The following is a 16,470-nucleotide window of genomic DNA, read 5'->3' as shown; positions in this document are numbered from 1 at the left end:
TTAACTTATGAAGGAAGGAAGATAAGAATTATTTATCGGTCAAACAAGAAGTTGTGACTTTTGGGTGGGGATCCCGGTTGCTCTCAGGAAGATGAACAGGCTTGGTTTTAATCTGCACTTTGCAGCAGCTGCATTTCATGAAGTTCAGCATATACACCTGCTAATGCTAATAACTCGTTGTGATCGCCTTCCTCAACAATCCTGCCATTGTCAAGTACGATAATATGATCTGCATTTTTTATCGTGGAAACGCGGTGTGCAATGAAAATAGAAGTTTTTCCCTTCATGATACGACCGAGATTGTGAAGTATTTCTTCTTCGGTTTTGGTATCTACGGCAGATAGGCAATCGTCAAATATCAATATTTCTGGATCCTTAGCTAGGGCCCGGGCGATAGAAACACGTTGTTTTTGACCTCCTGATAAGGTGATACCTCTTTCTCCGATATGTGTTTGGAATCCATTATCAAATGCTATGATATTTTCATAAACAGCAGCATCTTTCGCTGCTTGTTCTATGCGTTCATCTTCACATTCGTCCAATCCGAAAGCAATATTATTCGCAATAGTATCGGAAAACAGGAATACCTGTTGCGGTACGAATCCCACTTGTTGACGCAGGTTTTTAAAGTTGTATTGTTCAATAGCTGTATTATCGTATTTGATTGTTCCCTGATCTGCATCGTACATGCGAAGCAATAAATTAGCTAAAGTCGATTTGCCAGAGCCTGTTTTACCAATTACGGCTAGGGTTTTTCCGGCAGGAATATGTACACTCAGGTTGTCTATGGCCTTTATCCCTGTTTCAGGGTAGGTAAAGGACAGGTTCTCTATAACGATATCCCCCTGTAATGTACGGTTGGTTATGCCGTTTTTTATTTCGGGCTGTGTTTTTAAGAATTCATTTATTCGCTTTTGAGATGCGGCTGCTCGTTGAATAAGAGAAGTAACCCACGCCAAGGCCATAGCAGGGAATGTGAGCTGATTTACATACATGATAAATTCGGCAATGTTGCCGGCTGTAATGGTTCCCTTATTTACTTCAATACCTCCGATATACACGGTGATAATTGTACTAAATCCCACTAAAAAGATAATCAAGGGAAAGAAAATAGCTTGTATGCGTACTAAGTCCAGGGATGTGTTGCGGTATATGTTACTCTCTTTTGCAAATTCATCCATTTTATCTGCTTCGCGATTATAGGTCTTTATCACGCGGATACCTGAAAATGTTTCTTGTACGAAAGAAGATAATTTGGAAAGTTGAGCCTGAATACGCGTACTCCTTTTGTTTATGATGCGATTTATAAATAAAATAATAAAAGAGATAATAGGGATGGGTAATAATGCGTAGGTGGCTAAGGTAGGATTGACATCGTACATGGCGTAGATGATCATGATGGAAAGTACAATGGTGTTAATGGCGTACATAATAGCCGGACCGAGGTAATTTCTCACTTGGTTCACGTCTTCTGTAGCTCTATTCATTAAATCTCCGGTATTGTTTTTTCTGAAAAAAGAAAAATCTAAATCTTGATAGTGTGCATAAATCTCATTTTTCAAATCGTACTCTATACGCCTTGAGGTTAAGATAATCGTTTGACGCATTAAGAAAAGAAAAATTCCACGAACTAAAGAGAGCAAAAGTACTACCGCTCCGAAGAAAAGTAAACTGCTTCCAAAGATATTGTAAATGATATCTTGTCTTTCAAAGCCATTGTACAGTCTGTATAAGTCGATATTTTCTTTGACTAAATCGAACGCTTCTCGTATTACTTTTGCGGGTAGAATGCCGAAATAATTGGAAATAATGACGAATATAACGCCAGGAACCAAATGCCAGCGATACTTGTAAAAGTATTTATTAAGGTATGCGAGTTCTTTCATTTATGCTTTAAGACTACAAACTTAGATAAATTGCGTTGTATATAAAAGCAATTGTTTTTTCATGGGAATGTTTGCCTTTTGTGCCCAAGAATGCTTCGCTTAAGTTTGTGCGAGTGTGCATATAAATTGTATGGAGCACACACTAAGTGTTGATATCCTTGCTTATTGCAGGTAGGGAATATTCATGGATATTTTATGTTCGAATAATTACAATGGAGAAGGATTTTATTTGTATTTTTGCAAAGTCATAAAGCGACCATAATTGTTGTTATTAGATATGCAAAATACTTCTGTTTTTGAATTAATGCGTCCTTTAGGACACCAAAATCTTTTCTTTTGCAATGATCCGGATATTGGATTGAAAGCTATTGTAGCTATTCACGATACCACATTGGGGCCTGCTATAGGTGGAGTGCGGATGTTGCCGTATACTTCAGAAGAGGAAGCTATTGAGGACGCACTGCGCCTGTCGCAGGCGATTACCTACAAAGCTTCTTTAGCCGGATTAAATTTAGGAGGTGGCTGTGCTATTATTATCGGTAACAATAGAACAGATAAAACGGAAGTATTGATGCGTCGTTTTGGAAAATTTATAGAAGGTCTAAATGGAAGTTTTATTGCTTCTATAGATGTTGGTACTTCTCAAAAAGATCTGGAATATATTCACGCAGAAACTAATTACGTTGCGGGTTTACCTACCGCTCTTAATGGAGGAGGGGACACAACGGTTTTCGCTGCGAAAGGTGTTTTTTATGGTATCAAAGCTGCCATCAAAGAACTTTATGGTGATGATTCATTGGCGGGACGCAAGGTAGCGGTGCAAGGTGTCGGAAGTGTAGGTGAGCAATTGGTGGCCATGTTGCGTGCAGAAAATGCGCGGGTTTATGTGTCGGATATGACCGAAGAGCGTAAAATGAAAATTGCGGCTAAGTATAAAGCTGAGCCTATTCAGTATTCGACAAGTTATGAATTAGATGTAGATGTGTATGCTCCATGTGCGCTGGGCGGGACTGTCAATCCAGAAACAATTCCGAAGATGCGTTGTAAAATTATAGCTGGCTCGGCAAATAATCAATTAAAAGATGAGGAAGCTACTATTCAGGCATTAAAGGATCATAATATTCTCTACGCTCCAGATTTCTTGATTAATTCAGGCGCATTGATTAGCTGTTTTTCCGAACTGGAAGGATATGGTGTTGAGCGTACCGAGTCTTTGATTAGAAACATTTATAGTGCTACCCGACATGTAATACAAAAGTCCCGTGAAGAGGGGATCACGACGTTTGAAGCTGCTCAGCAAATTGCGGAAAAGCGTATTAAGGATATCGGGAAATTAAAAAGATAGTAAATACAAAATCGTTCTTATATATTAAAACAATCGTTCTTTAAATAAATATGCTTAATAGAAGACACCTTAGGGTTAAAGTAATGCAGACGCTTTATGCGTACAGCTTGTCTGAAGATAAACAAGTTAAAGATTTTCAAAAGGCACTTTTTAAAAGTGTGGAAGAGGTAAATGAGATGTACATTTGGACACTAAATCTATTGGATGAAGTGGCTGAATATGTAGTATTGGATGCAGAAAGCCGTGCTGCAAAATTTTTGCCGACAGAAAAGGATAAAATCCTTACCACCAAATTAAATACGAACACTTTTATTGAGTCGCTCCGTCAGAATAGAGAATATCTGGAGCTTGTCAAAAAATATAAGGTGTCTTGGGAGTTTGATCCGGAGATTGTGCGTTCGGTATTTGCCCAGTTAAAAGATTCAGAAGCTTATTTGGAGTATCTATCAGGAGATGATCGCAGTATTGGAGGAGAGAAGGATATCATTAAGTATATCTTTAAAAAGATCATCCTTAAAACGGTCGAAATCGAACAGGTTTTCGAAGAAAAATTCATCAATTGGTCAGTAGACAAAGAAGTTCTTCAAGCGATGGTTGCTAAGACATTCAAAAACTTTAGTTCGGAAAATCCATCACAAAATAAATTGGCGGATTTGACGCCTAATTGGGATGAAGATAGTGAGTTTATCGAAGAATTATTGAAGACAACTATTCGTTATACACCGGAGTATCAACAGCTCATATCGGACAAAACGAAAAATTGGGAAGCAGATCGTATCGCGTTGATGGATACTTTATTAATGCGTATGGCTATTAGTGAACTGTTGAATTTTCCAAGCATCCCTGTGAAAGTGACGATAAATGAGTATATTGAGTTATCTAAATCTTTCAGTACGCTAAGAAGTAATACATTTATAAATGGTATACTTGATAAAATTTTAGCGGATTTGACTAAGCAGGGCCGTATCCGTAAAGTCGGTCGAGGATTAAAAGATTAAGTATAGATGTATCCCTGTGTTTAATAATAATCAGGGGCTCATGTCAATAATAAATATAATACACAGAGATGAAATTTAAACAATTGGGTATAGGTTTGGCTTCAATCGTTTTTTTTGCAGCTTGTAACAATCAACCAAAAACAGCGGAAGCAAGTAAGGTAGATCCGACCGGAGTGAATACACCTACGGAGAATACAGAGCCGTTGTCAGGTACAGGGAAGGTCGAATTTGAAGCAGATGTTTTTGATTTCGGTACTGTTAAAGAAGGCGAAGTGGTGAATCATATTTTTAAATTTAAAAATACAGGTGAAGAACCTGTTATCCTTTCTGCCGTAAGCGCTTCCTGTGGATGTACAACTCCGGATTATACGAAAGATCCGATATTACCTGGCAAAGAAGGTGAGATCAAAGTGAGCTTTAATAGTCAAGGACAAGTCGGGACCCAACAAAAAATAGTTACGGTGAGTTCCAATGCAATCAATAGGGTAACTACTATTCAAATTAAGGGTACAGTAGAAAATAAATAAGTAATCAATTAAAAAAAGAAAATAATGTTAACAGTTTTATTACAAGCAGCAGGTGGAAGTAGTATAATGAGCTTCTTCCCAATGATTTTAATCGTCGTGGTATTTTATTTCTTCATGATCAGACCGCAAATGAAGAAACAAAAGGATCACAAAAAGTATATTGAAGAGTTAGGTGTGAATTCAAAGATCGTAACTACGGCAGGTATTCACGGCAGAATCGTTGAAGTAAGTGATACTACTTTTTTGGTAGATGTAGGTTCAGGTGTGAAAATGCGTTTTGACAAATCTGCAATCTCTTTAGAGGCATCTCGCTTAGCAAACGGAGAGGGCGCAAAAAAAGCGTAATTCATTTTTAAAAGGTATAATTTTAAAGCCGTTCAGTTCTCTGAATGGCTTTATTGTTTTATAGCAGGCTGTGGGTCGAATAAATGGTTTTTGGTGATGTTTAAGGAAGGATTTTCTTAATCAATTTTTTCTTGCCCTCATCGGCGGGCGGCCTCCTTCTTTTCTCTCAAAAGAAGCAAAAGTCGTCGCTGTACCGGCTCGACACGACGGTTCACCATTCCTGCAATTGTCGACTCGCTAAGGCGACATTTGTCGGGCATGTAAGGATAGTGCTTTATTCTTAGATATTACTTTATTCCTCAGCTGAATAAAAAAAAACGGCCTTAGCGGATTTGGACGAGTAGGCAGCAGATGATGCCATGCAGAAAGGTTCGAGTTTGTACTTTCCAAGCAGGTCTCAGCCTTTGCTTTGGGACGGAGCGGTGGAGGCCTAAGAGCTGCGCACTGCATCATCGCATAGCCGGAACGACAAATACGGTATCAGCCTTGACTCTTTGCTTCTTTCTCGTCAAGGAGAAAGAAGGAGCCCTGCCACGGCTAGTGGCGGAAAGGTAATGAGAGTGGTATTAACAAAATTGTAAAAGAAAATCCTTCATTTTTATTATCCTCCTACTTTTTAAGATTGATCTCAGACTATTTATTAACTTTGTGTAATGAAGCGGAGAAGATTTAATAAGAACCAGCGTCGGAAGATTTCGATATTTGTACGTTGTATTATTATTTCGTTTATTGCGTGGACCTTAATTGCTGTTTCTAATAAATACACCGTTACGTTGAAGACCGGTATAGAATATGTTAATATTCCGGAAAAAAGAGCTTTTCATCCGCTGCAGTCAGATACGGTTAAGGTGCGTGTGAAAATGAGTGGTTGGGATATGTTGTTCAGTAAATTTAATCCGGACAGTTCTAATCTTCAGGTGGATCTCAGTAATCTGAAGAATCGAAACTTTATCGTATTCAGCAATCAATTGGGATTTATCAATCGGCAATTTCCGGCAAATAAGCAAGTAACTCACGTTTCCCCGGATACGCTTTACTTCGATTTTTCGAAGCAAACTCAGCGAAAAGTACCTGTAAAAGTGCCTTATAATATCACCTTTCGAAAACAGTACGGTATCACAGGTGAGACCAAAGCAAATCCGGAATATGTCACGATTACAGGCCCTCTGGAGGATGTGGCTAATATTGAATTTTTGGAGACGGATACGATTCGAGGGATACAGATCCAAACGGATGTACGAACGGTAGCTAATATCAATCGCAATCAACGTACGAATATCACAATTTATCCTACGATAGCAGAAATCGTGATTCCGGTAGGAGAACTTACGGAAAAGGTGATCGAGATACCTTTAAAGATTGAAAATGCCAGGAAATTTACATCTGTACGAACTGTTCCAAGTAAGGTCACTATCACTACCTTGGTGTCATTAAAAGATTATAACAAATGGTCTGCCAGGGACTTTGAAGCAGTTGTTGATTTAGAAAGTTGGGTTGAGGATGGCGTGACGAGTCTGCCCGTGATATTGACCCAGGTTCCTGATTTTTGTAAGATTATTAAGATTGAACCGCAAAATGTAGATTTTTTCGTCAGAAAATAATAACATGTTAAAGATAGGAATAACAGGAGGAATAGGTACTGGAAAGAGTTTTGTCAGCAAAATTTTCAAAAGTATGGGAGTGCCGTTTTATGATGCAGATAAGGAAGCGAAAGACATTATGACTAACAGTGATATTGTGCGTCGGGGCTTGATGGATGCCTTTGGATCTGAAACCTATTGTGAAGATGGTGCATTAAATCGAAAGTGGTTAGCTGATAAGGTATTTAAAGACCCTGAGAAGCTTCAGGTATTAAATGGGATTGTTCACCCTGTTGTCATCCAAAACGCTGTGGATTGGGCGGAAAAACAAAGGGGAGCGTATAGCCTTAAAGAAGCTGCTCTGCTTTATGAAAGCGGTTCTTATCAATCGCTGGATTATACGATATTAGTCGAAGCTCCGTTGGAACTTCGTATAGAAAGAGTGATTAAAAGAGATCAGGTATCGGAGGAAGAGGTATTGGACAGGATGAGCAGGCAGATGTCTGAAGAAGAGAAGAAAGGGTATGCAGATTTTATTGTCGTTAATGATGAAATTACCCCTTTGTTGCCACAGGTATTGGCTATTCACCATAAGTTATTGGGAAAATAATGGCTGAAATTATTACTGATTTTTTGGTGGAAACGGCAAAAGGTTATTACTGCGTGTATGGTGATTTCTACATTGACCCTCTAATGCCTGTGGATACTGCATTAATTTCACATGCGCATGGCGATCATGCTAGACCCGGACATCGCCGTATTCTAGCGACGAATACCACCACAATCTTTATGCAGCACCGTTTTACAAGGCAAGACCCGGGCTCTTATAAGGTGATCGCGTATAACGAACCTTTCTTTTTGGCTGATGTGAAGATTACTTTTTTTCCTGCCGGCCATATTTTGGGTTCGGCGCAAATACTCATGGAGTACAAGGGGACAAGATATCTATACACGGGAGATTATAAGCTGCAGGACGATGCTACATGTGAACCCCTCGTTTTTGTAAAGGCTGATGTACTCATAACAGAAACAACTTTTGCTAACCCAGATATTTCGCATCCGGATCAGGTAGAAGAAATCTCTAAGCTGGCTACGACAAATCATAACATGATGTTGGGATGTTATTCTCTCGGTAAGGCGCAAAGGCTAACTTACCTCTTAAACGTGTATTGCCCTGAAAAGGTAATATATGTACATCACAACATTGCTCCGATTCATCGCATCTACGATACCTTCGGTTTCGTGCCACTAAAATATGAGATCTATAACCGTAAAGTGATGAAGGACGGTGTAAACAAGATATATTTGGTGCCGCCATTGACTTTTAACAGTTACTTCCGGGCGAAGAATGTTATACGGGTTTTTGCTTCCGGTTGGAAAAGGTTACAACACAATAACGATTTGTCTCTTTACATCTCAGATCATGTGGATTGGAACGATTTGCTTCAATGTATTGAAGCGTCTGATCCGAGAGAGATATGGACTGTACATGGAGACGGGGCCATGCTAAAAAGCTATTTTGAAGGAAAGATCGTTGTTCGGAATATGGCTAAAATTTAGATGCTTTTATCATAAAATTCGAGAAAAAAATAAACCGCTTCAAAAAGTGCGTCAGTAAAATACAATTTCTACCTTCGTAACACTATTTAAAGCGGTTTTAGCGTGGTGCCAGCTGGATTCGAACCAGCGACACAAGGATTTTCAGTCCTTTGCTCTACCAACTGAGCTATGGCACCTCAAGTTTTTGATTTGAATCTGTTACTTTCAGATTTTTTGGTGGTGCCAGCTGGATTCGAACCAGCGACACAAGGATTTTCAGTCCTTTGCTCTACCAACTGAGCTATGGCACCTTTTTGCTTAACTTTTTACCGTTGTTGCGATGCAAATGTAGTTTCTTTTTTTTAATTCTAAAACTTTTAAGGTAAATATTTTCGGGAGAAAACCCAATGCCTTGATTCTGATTAAGATAAAATTACATCAAATAAACACTCGAATCCACGAATTTAGGGTATCTTTGCACTTTATTGAATTGTTATGAGTAAAAAGGGTAGAGTATTGGTCGCAATGAGTGGAGGGGTGGATAGTTCTGTGGCGGCCGTGATGTTACATGAGCAGGGATATGAAGTCATCGGAATTACCATGAAAACTTGGGATTATGCAAGTTCGGGTGGTTCTTCAAAGGAGACGGGGTGCTGTAGTCTGGATAGTATTAATGATGCAAGAGCTTTAGCTGTAGGCTATGGATTTCCACATTATATTTTAGATATAAGAGACGAGTTTGGTGATTTTGTAATCGATAATTTTGTGGACGAATATATCGCCGGACGTACTCCTAACCCTTGTGTATTGTGTAATACACACATCAAATGGTCTGCGCTGATGAAACGAGCCGACAAGTTGGATTGTGAATTTATAGCCACCGGACATTATGCGAATATTCGCATACATGATAACGGACGGTATGTAATTTCCAAAGGACGTGACGAGAATAAGGATCAATCCTATGTATTGTGGGGAGTTTCTCAGGAAAACTTAGCACGGACGCAGTTTCCATTGGGAAACTTTACGAAAAAGGAAATTCGCCAGATGGCATTGGAAATGGGACAACAAGAGCTCGCGAATAAATCGGAGAGCTATGAGATTTGTTTTGTGCCTGAGAACGATTATAGAGCTTTTTTAAGACACAAGAAACCCTCATTGGATCAAGAGATAGGGCCGGGCAATTTTATTCTTTCTGATGGCACAGTAGTAGGGCAGCATATAGGCTATCCCTATTTTACGATAGGACAGCGTAAGGGATTAGGTGTCGCATTTGGCAAGCCTATGTATGTTATCGAAATTTTACCGGAAAGCAACTCAGTAGTGGTAGGCGAGGAGCACGAATTGGAGAAAGCAGAGGCCTTGGTACGGGATATTAATCTAATTAAATACGCTTCTTTGGAAGAACCAATGAATGCGATCACAAAAATTCGTTATAAAGATGCGGGGGCACAATCTGTTCTCACTCAGCAAGGAAATATTATGCGGGTTGATTTCCCCCATAATGTAAAAGGGATTGCACCAGGTCAATCTGCTGTTTTCTATGAAGGCAATGATTTGATAGGTGGTGGTTTTTTAATGAAGTAACAAAGCTTATTGAACAGGTAATATATCTAAGTAAGATACAAAAAGGTGCTGAGATTTTTCTTAGCACCTTTTGTGTCTTATTATAACAGGTTTTAATTACCCGTAATCGTTACTTTTCCTTCCTTTCCCGGAGATCCTGAATAGATTTGTCCTTGTGGAAGCCCGATTAAACCGGGTGGCGAAGATGCGATACGCCTATAGATATTTGTTATTTCCAAGTTAGGCGTTACGTGAAGACCACCGGGTGTCACATCAACGAACAGATAATTTTTATCTTTTTTATTTGCAGTCTGTGGAGAAACCCCGTCCTTATTGTAGCTGATGTTTACATTTCCGGCATCACCATTAGGGAATGTTTTGGTGCCATTGAAGGCATCTATGCCGCGAGCTACTATATACAGGGATCCTAATTTTTGAAAATTTATCGTGATGTCAAAGTCAGACGCATTATTTTGACCTGCTTGACCGCTGATTAGTGCTTTATTTCCTATCTCCGCATGTTTTACGATAAGTTTTACATCTTTTTTACCAAAGAATTGCAAAGAAGAATTATCCTTCATAATTAGGGTGTCAATATAAATAACAGCCGAGGAATCGCGTTCAGAAAAGACTTTCTTTTCTTTTTTGTTGAGTACTAGTTTATCAAAATGCTGCTCATTCACCTGAGCTTGAGCACTAAGAAAGCCAAGTATAGCCACAAATACGCCTAATATTATTTTTCTTTTCATATCTATTATTAGTTTAACTTCGATTAAGTCGAATGGTTTAATCATTCTTTAAATATGTTACAATTAGCTGAGCTGTTTTTTTCGAGGCTCCGGGGGTGCCAAGTTTTTTAGCCAGGAGGTCATAATTTTCCAATACACTTGCCCGATGCTCTGGATTCATAATCAATTCCTTAAGCTCATCTCGAATATCCTCAGGATTACAGTCCTGTTGTATAAGCTCTCTTACGGATAAAAAATCGTTGATCAGGTTTACTAAAGAAATAAAGCGTACTTTAATCAATTTGCGTGCGATCATAATGCTAATGGCATTGGCTTTGTAAACGACCACTTGTGGCACACTCAATATCCCTGTCTCTAATGTCGCTGTGCCACTCGTTACGACTGCTGCTTGCGCATGCTTTAATAAGTCGTAGGTTTGATTAAAAACGATGGGAATTGGTAAATCATTTGTGTATTTTCTATAGTAGGACTCATCGAAATTAGGTGCGCCGGCAATTACCAACTGATGCCCCGGAAACGCATAATAAAGTTCTGCCATATCGGGCAAGATGTGATCGATTTCCATCTTGCGGCTACCGGGCAACAGCGCTATAATTGGTTCTGATCCCAAACCATTGTCTGTGATAAAGTTAGGGCGAAAGGAGTAGCTGGAAATTGCGTCTAAAAGTGGATTTCCTACGTAATCAACTTTTACCCCAAAGCGCTTATAAAAATCAACTTCAAAAGGAAGTATACAGAACATGTGGTCTACAACCTTTTTGATCTTGTGTACCCTGCCCTGATTCCATGCCCATATTTTAGGAGAAATATAATAACAAACTTTAAGGTTATTCTTTTTCGCAAAAGAGGCGATTTTTAAATTAAATCCTGGAAAATCAATCAATATCACTGTGTCTGGACCGTATTCCAGGATATCCTGTTTTACGGTCTTTAGGTTTTGGGAAATGGTTTTTAAGTTCTTGAGTACCTCTACAAATCCCATAAATGCCATTTTTGAAGTGTGTATCAGAGGTTTATGCCCTGTCGCAGCTTCCATCAGGTCACCTCCGACAATTTTGAATTCTGCCGAAGGATCTTCTATCTTCAATGCTTCTATCAGATTGGAACCATGTAAATCACCTGATGTTTCGCCTGCTATGATATAGTATTTCATTAAGGTATGAATATTAAATAACTTTAAAATTACGGAAACTTTGCCAAATGATGCAGCAAAGAGCGGAATTCCATAACGGAAGGTAAAATAATTTGAGGATTGATCTAAAAAGAATAATGGCTTGAAAATATTTTCAAGCCATTATTCTTTTTAGATTCCCAGCTCTACCTGGAACATGGCTCCCCATGCACTTTTGTTGTTGCTGTTGTTGTAAATACCGTCTTTCACGGTATAGCTTGTATTCAACTGAAATTTGAGCCTGTGTGCTTTCATATATTTTGTTAAACCTATTTCAAGAACTTCGATCTGATCTTTGAAGTTGGCAATGTCGGAATGAGGTCTCACATAGGTGTACCGTCCTGCGATTTCATAACCATGGTTTAATAGATATGAGCTCTGTTGATTGAGCCCCCAGCCTTTATACGCACAGGTTTCTTCTGCTTTATCGTTATCAATTATGTTAAGTGGGTTATCAACGTCACGTTGCATGTATTCTGCTTGATAAGCAAAACCCTGATATTTGAAAATAGCATCTGCAAACGCTGTCTTTAATGTAAAAGGATTTTTAACGAATCGTCCGGTCTGTCCGCCCTCACGTACGGTGTTGTCATTATAGCTGTATCCTGTGCCGATTGATAGTTTAGGTGTTTCTTCACGTTCGATGTCTCCTTCAGAATAATCTCCGTCATTTTTGAATTTTCCAAATGGCAGAAATTCGATTCTTCCCGTGTAAGCGAGACCTTTGTCTGTTGTATTTACCGGTCGTCCTTCTCCCGTTGAAATGGCAGCTTTGGCATTAATGGGCATATTGCCTATTTTCTTGCTTAAATTGAAACTCAAACCAAAATCTCGGTCTACGGTAAAATTGCTGTTTACAAGTGATCGGTCAGCGAACTGCAACTGTCCGGAGGAATTGACCCGTTGGCGATTGCCGGGCAGTTTGTTTTGACCGAAAGATATGTAGAAATCATTAGAGAAATTGTAGAATAATACAGCATCACGTACAATATTCGGGATACCCGTGTCATCGAAATCCTGATCTCCTCGTGTGAAGGCAAGTTGTACGGAATAGGAAATCTTTGGGGTATAGATATAGCCGTCCATTCGCATTCTGAGGCGGCGTATGCGCGCATCAAATTTTCCGTTATCTGCTCCGTCTAACGTATTTGAAAACCCCACACGGTTTTGCATACGGAATCTAAAGTTTGTGTAGAACAGTGAGTCTTTAGAAGTGTATTGAATACCTTTAAAATTTAAAATAGTGGCACGATCATCTCGTTCCTGAGCTTTTGCAAAATTACATACACTTAGTATGGAAAATAAGGCTATTGATGCCTTTTTAATTAATCTCATTTATTTTCTTTTTAATGGTTGATAACTGGATGTGAGTAATCCTCAGGTTTATATGAACGGTTCTTGTTGGCTTAAGCAATGGAAACTCCCTAATCCCCATATTATATCTATTGAATTGATCCCGACAACTTTTCTGTCGGGGAAACAGCGTTGAATAATGTCCAATGCTTTTTGATCATTTTTGTCTGCAAAAGTCGGAACGACTACTACCTCATTAGCGATATAGAAGTTTGCATAAGATGCCGGAAGTCTCGTCTCGTCGTAGACCACGGGGTGAGGCATAGGTAGTTCAATGATTTGTAAAGGGCGTCCATCCAATAGTCTCAGATTTTTCAATGTTTTGAGGTTATCCTGTAGAATGGCATAATTTTCATCTTCCTGATTTTCTTCTACAACAGTCAATACGGTGTCTTCGTTAACAAAACGGGTAATATCGTCAATATGGCCATCCGTATCATCTCCTACAATACCGTCTCCGAGCCAAAGAACTTGTTGTTGCCCATAATATTCTTTTAGATAGACTTCGATTTGCTCTTGGTTCAAATGTGGATTACGATTTTTATTAAGCAGGCAGGCAGTGGTTGTCAAAACTGTTCCATTACCGTTGAACTCGACAGAACCGCCTTCCATAACAATAGGAGGGGTGAAGAGTTTATGTCCGAAATGATTAGCGATCTTAGTTGGAATAATGTCATCTAAGTCGTAGGGCGGATATTTATCTCCCCAGGCATTATAGCCCCAATCCACCACTGCTTTTTCTCCGGTTTGTTTATTCAACAAGAAAGCTGGACCGTGATCCCTACACCAGGCATCATTGGTCGGATGAAAAAAGAATTCAATGTTTTTTAAATTAGCAGATGTTTCTGTCAGGTATTTTAAAGCAAAGGATTTCATCTCCTCATCTCTCACATTAATCCTTACTTTCTGACCATCCGCTACAGCTTTAATAAATTCAGAATATGGCTTGAAAATTGATTCAATTTTTCCGGGCCACGATTCTTCTTTATGCGGCCAACTTAGCCATAAGGCATCCTGTTTTTCCCATTCGGCAGGGAAACTAAAGCCTTCCTTTTTTGGGGTATTTAAATTATTCAATTTATCGAATGTTTAGTATATACGGAAATTACCATCTTCATTTGAATATTAATCTTCATCCAGGAACCGTTTTGTTATTGGAGCATAGGTTTCGATACGTCTGTCGCGTAAAAAAGGCCAATGCTTACGGAAATAATCTGATTGTTGCAGGTCGATCTCTACCACATCCACTTCTTCGCTATCATGAGAGGCGAGATATAATAATTTACCTTGCGCATTCGTTACGAAGCTTCCTCCCCAAAATTTCATCGCACCTTCTTGTTCAAAACCAACACGATTTACAGATACCACAGGTACACCATTGGCTACTGCATGCGAGCGTTGAATCGTTTGCCAGGCGTTGTACTGATCTTGATTTGTTTCCTCATCTTGATCCGTTGCCCAGCCAATTGCGGTAGGGTAAAATAAAATTTCAGCCCCCATTAAAGCGGTAATACGTGAGGCTTCCGGATACCATTGATCCCAGCAGATCAATACACCGATTTTTCCGAATTTAGTAGAGAATACCTTGTAACCTAAATCCCCCGGAGTAAAATAGAATTTTTCATAAAATGCCGGATCATCGGGGATGTGCATTTTACGATATTTCCCTAAATAGCTGCCATCCGCATCCAATACCGCTGTTGTATTGTGATATAAACCCTGTGCACGTTTTTCAAATAGCGAAGCAATTATAACAACATTCAGTTCTTTCGCCACAGCTGATAAGGCATCTGTTGATGGACCGGGTATAGTTTCTGCCAGGTCGAAGTTGTCATAATTTTCAACATCACAGAAATATAATGAAGTAAATAATTCTTGAAGACATATAATTTGAGCGCCTTTAGCAGCAGCTTCTCTTACCTTATTAATTGCTTTATCCAGGTTTTGTTGCTTGTCTTCTACACAAGACATTTGAACTATACCAACGTTTACTTTGCTCATTTTTTCTAAATTATGATCGTACGTTGCAAAGATAAGATTATTGCATTAATTATATCTAAAGGGGATATAATCTGGATTATTTATTACATAAATTTGCATATCTAAAACAGTATTCATGTTAATCGATAAATGTAAAATGGTAGCTGGTCAAGAAAACACCTTTTAAGGGGCATGTTGCGTAAAATTATACATATCGATATGGATGCATTCTACGCATCAGTAGAGCAACGGGATTTTCCTGAATTTCGGGGTCAGCCCTTAGCTGTTGGAGGTTCTCCGGACGGAAGAGGGGTTGTAGCTACGGCCAGTTATGAAGCACGTAAATACGGGGTGCGATCGGCTATGTCTTCGCGTCAGGCCCTTCAGTTGTGTCCACATTTGTTGTTTACACGGCCCCGTTTTGATGTTTATAAAGATGTTTCGTCTCATATCCGTACTATTTTTAAGCGGTATACCGATATGATCGAACCATTGTCTCTGGACGAAGCTTATCTGGATGTTACTGAAGATAAATTAAAAATTGGGTCAGCTATAGAAATAGCAAAGCAAATAAAAGATGCGATTCGTAACGAGTTAAATCTTACCGCTTCAGCAGGTGTATCGACCAATAAATTTATTGCGAAAATTGCTTCGGATTACCATAAGCCTGACGGATTGACGTTTATAGGGCCGTCTAAAATAATTCCATTTATGGAAGCATTGCCTATTGATAAATTTTTTGGAGTCGGAAAAGTTACGGCTCAAAAAATGAAAGGAAAAGGTATTCATTATGGTAAAGACCTGAAAAAATATTCGGAAGAGGAACTCATTCGGCAATTTGGTAAGTCTGGTAAGTTTTACTTCCATATTGTAAGAGGAGAGGACAACAGACCGGTGCAGCCCAATCGGATAAGTAAATCTATCGGGGCTGAAGATACATTTGAAACAGATATTTCGGATGTAATGCTACTCAAAGCCGAATTGCAAAATCTAGTGCTAAAAGTTGAAAAGAGAATAGACAGTAAAGCGAAAATGGGAAGAACGGTTACTTTGAAAGTCAAATTTTCAGATTTTACACAAATCACCCGTAGTTATACTTCAATTTACTATATCAACTCTTATGCTGATATCTATGCGCAAATTGAAAAATTATTTGATAATCTCCATTTAGATGAAAAGAAAGTAAGACTTCTTGGTGTTACGCTTTCCAATTTCTATGAAGAAGACATAAAAAAGTTGGAAAGCAATCAATTGTCACTGTTTTAGAAGTCTGTAAATACAATTATTCGGATTGTTTAGGGTTAAAATCGCAACCACAACCTTTGCCACAACCACCTTGCTTATTTTTTGAGGGGACGAATCTCTTCGCTACATATACTATTGCTGCTATGAATATGAGTGCGATAATGATATATTGAATGGTTTCCATAT

The 16,470-nt window shown here is 38.9% G+C and carries 16 protein-coding genes and 2 tRNA genes; 9 read left to right on the top strand and 9 right to left on the bottom strand.

What is annotated here, in order from left to right; all coding sequences use genetic code 11:
• Nucleotides 1-107 precede the first annotated feature (107 nt).
• On the bottom strand, nucleotides 108-1,886 hold the full coding sequence (locus tag E4F24_RS13130; RefSeq protein WP_140939547.1) for an ABC transporter ATP-binding protein: 1,779 nt from the start codon (nucleotides 1,884-1,886) through the stop codon (nucleotides 108-110).
• Between the two features lie 277 nt (nucleotides 1,887-2,163).
• On the opposite strand from E4F24_RS13130, the gene E4F24_RS13125 reads away from it, so the two are divergent.
• The 7 genes from E4F24_RS13125 (at nucleotide 2,164) to E4F24_RS13095 (ending at nucleotide 8,241) form a co-directional block, all read left to right on the top strand.
• On the top strand, nucleotides 2,164-3,231 hold the full coding sequence (locus E4F24_RS13125) for a Leu/Phe/Val dehydrogenase (RefSeq protein WP_140939545.1): 1,068 nt from the start codon (nucleotides 2,164-2,166) through the stop codon (nucleotides 3,229-3,231).
• Nucleotides 3,232-3,281: 50 nt separating this feature from the next.
• Nucleotides 3,282-4,229, top strand: coding sequence for a transcription antitermination factor NusB (gene nusB, locus E4F24_RS13120; RefSeq protein WP_181182490.1), 948 nt, complete (start codon nucleotides 3,282-3,284; stop codon nucleotides 4,227-4,229).
• A gap of 68 nt (nucleotides 4,230-4,297) precedes the next feature.
• A complete protein-coding gene (locus tag E4F24_RS13115) occupies nucleotides 4,298-4,756 on the top strand; it encodes a DUF1573 domain-containing protein (protein WP_140939543.1) in 459 nt (152 codons plus the stop codon).
• Nucleotides 4,757-4,780: 24 nt separating this feature from the next.
• Nucleotides 4,781-5,101: a preprotein translocase subunit YajC gene (gene yajC / locus E4F24_RS13110; protein ID WP_140939541.1), complete on the top strand. Its 321-nt coding sequence runs from the start codon at nucleotides 4,781-4,783 to the stop codon at nucleotides 5,099-5,101.
• Nucleotides 5,102-5,754: 653 nt separating this feature from the next.
• Complete coding sequence (locus tag E4F24_RS13105) at nucleotides 5,755-6,702, top strand: hypothetical protein (protein ID WP_140939539.1); 948 nt, start codon at nucleotides 5,755-5,757, stop codon at nucleotides 6,700-6,702.
• Between the two features lie 4 nt (nucleotides 6,703-6,706).
• A complete protein-coding gene (gene coaE, locus E4F24_RS13100; protein ID WP_140939537.1) occupies nucleotides 6,707-7,291 on the top strand; it encodes a dephospho-CoA kinase in 585 nt (194 codons plus the stop codon).
• Nucleotides 7,291-8,241 carry an MBL fold metallo-hydrolase gene (locus tag E4F24_RS13095; protein WP_140939535.1) on the top strand — a complete coding sequence of 317 codons (951 nt, stop codon included), beginning with the start codon at nucleotides 7,291-7,293 and terminating at the stop codon, nucleotides 8,239-8,241. The genes coaE and E4F24_RS13095 overlap by 1 nt, the downstream gene beginning before the upstream one ends.
• Nucleotides 8,242-8,344: 103 nt before the next feature.
• Here E4F24_RS13095 and E4F24_RS13090 read toward each other — a convergent pair.
• Both E4F24_RS13090 and E4F24_RS13085 read right to left on the bottom strand, forming a co-directional pair.
• Nucleotides 8,345-8,417: transfer RNA gene (locus tag E4F24_RS13090), tRNA-Phe, on the bottom strand.
• Between the two features lie 38 nt (nucleotides 8,418-8,455).
• Nucleotides 8,456-8,531, bottom strand: a tRNA-Phe gene (locus tag E4F24_RS13085).
• A gap of 184 nt (nucleotides 8,532-8,715) precedes the next feature.
• Between E4F24_RS13085 and mnmA the strand changes: the two genes are divergently transcribed.
• On the top strand, nucleotides 8,716-9,807 hold the full coding sequence (gene mnmA / locus E4F24_RS13080) for a tRNA 2-thiouridine(34) synthase MnmA (protein ID WP_140939533.1): 1,092 nt from the start codon (nucleotides 8,716-8,718) through the stop codon (nucleotides 9,805-9,807).
• 92 nt (nucleotides 9,808-9,899) lie between these two features.
• Here mnmA and E4F24_RS13075 read toward each other — a convergent pair whose 3' ends face one another.
• The 5 genes from E4F24_RS13075 to E4F24_RS13055 form a co-directional block, all read right to left on the bottom strand.
• Complete coding sequence (locus E4F24_RS13075) at nucleotides 9,900-10,535, bottom strand: hypothetical protein (protein ID WP_140939531.1); 636 nt, start codon at nucleotides 10,533-10,535, stop codon at nucleotides 9,900-9,902.
• A gap of 37 nt (nucleotides 10,536-10,572) precedes the next feature.
• On the bottom strand, nucleotides 10,573-11,688 hold the full coding sequence (lpxB, locus tag E4F24_RS13070) for a lipid-A-disaccharide synthase (RefSeq protein WP_140939528.1): 1,116 nt from the start codon (nucleotides 11,686-11,688) through the stop codon (nucleotides 10,573-10,575).
• A gap of 150 nt (nucleotides 11,689-11,838) precedes the next feature.
• The gene (locus tag E4F24_RS13065) at nucleotides 11,839-13,041 is read right to left on the bottom strand and encodes a porin (RefSeq protein WP_140939526.1); all 1,203 of its coding nucleotides are present in this window, start codon (nucleotides 13,039-13,041) and stop codon (nucleotides 11,839-11,841) included.
• 48 nt (nucleotides 13,042-13,089) lie between these two features.
• On the bottom strand, nucleotides 13,090-14,136 hold the full coding sequence (locus tag E4F24_RS13060) for an agmatine deiminase family protein (protein ID WP_140939524.1): 1,047 nt from the start codon (nucleotides 14,134-14,136) through the stop codon (nucleotides 13,090-13,092).
• A gap of 48 nt (nucleotides 14,137-14,184) precedes the next feature.
• Nucleotides 14,185-15,060 carry a carbon-nitrogen hydrolase gene (locus E4F24_RS13055; RefSeq protein ID WP_140939522.1) on the bottom strand — a complete coding sequence of 292 codons (876 nt, stop codon included), beginning with the start codon at nucleotides 15,058-15,060 and terminating at the stop codon, nucleotides 14,185-14,187.
• Nucleotides 15,061-15,231: 171 nt separating this feature from the next.
• On the opposite strand from E4F24_RS13055, the gene dinB reads away from it, so the two are divergent.
• Complete coding sequence (dinB, locus tag E4F24_RS13050; RefSeq protein ID WP_140939520.1) at nucleotides 15,232-16,305, top strand: DNA polymerase IV; 1,074 nt, start codon at nucleotides 15,232-15,234, stop codon at nucleotides 16,303-16,305.
• Between the two features lie 16 nt (nucleotides 16,306-16,321).
• Here dinB and E4F24_RS13045 read toward each other — a convergent pair whose 3' ends face one another.
• Nucleotides 16,322-16,468, bottom strand: a complete 147-nt coding sequence (locus E4F24_RS13045) for a FeoB-associated Cys-rich membrane protein (protein WP_216629184.1) — start codon at nucleotides 16,466-16,468, stop codon at nucleotides 16,322-16,324.
• Nucleotides 16,469-16,470 lie beyond the last annotated feature (2 nt).

It is taken from the genome of Sphingobacterium lumbrici (assembly GCF_006476045.1).
In the GTDB taxonomy this organism is placed as follows: domain Bacteria; phylum Bacteroidota; class Bacteroidia; order Sphingobacteriales; family Sphingobacteriaceae; genus Sphingobacterium; species Sphingobacterium lumbrici.
This window is presented reverse-complemented; position numbering and strand designations above follow the sequence as displayed.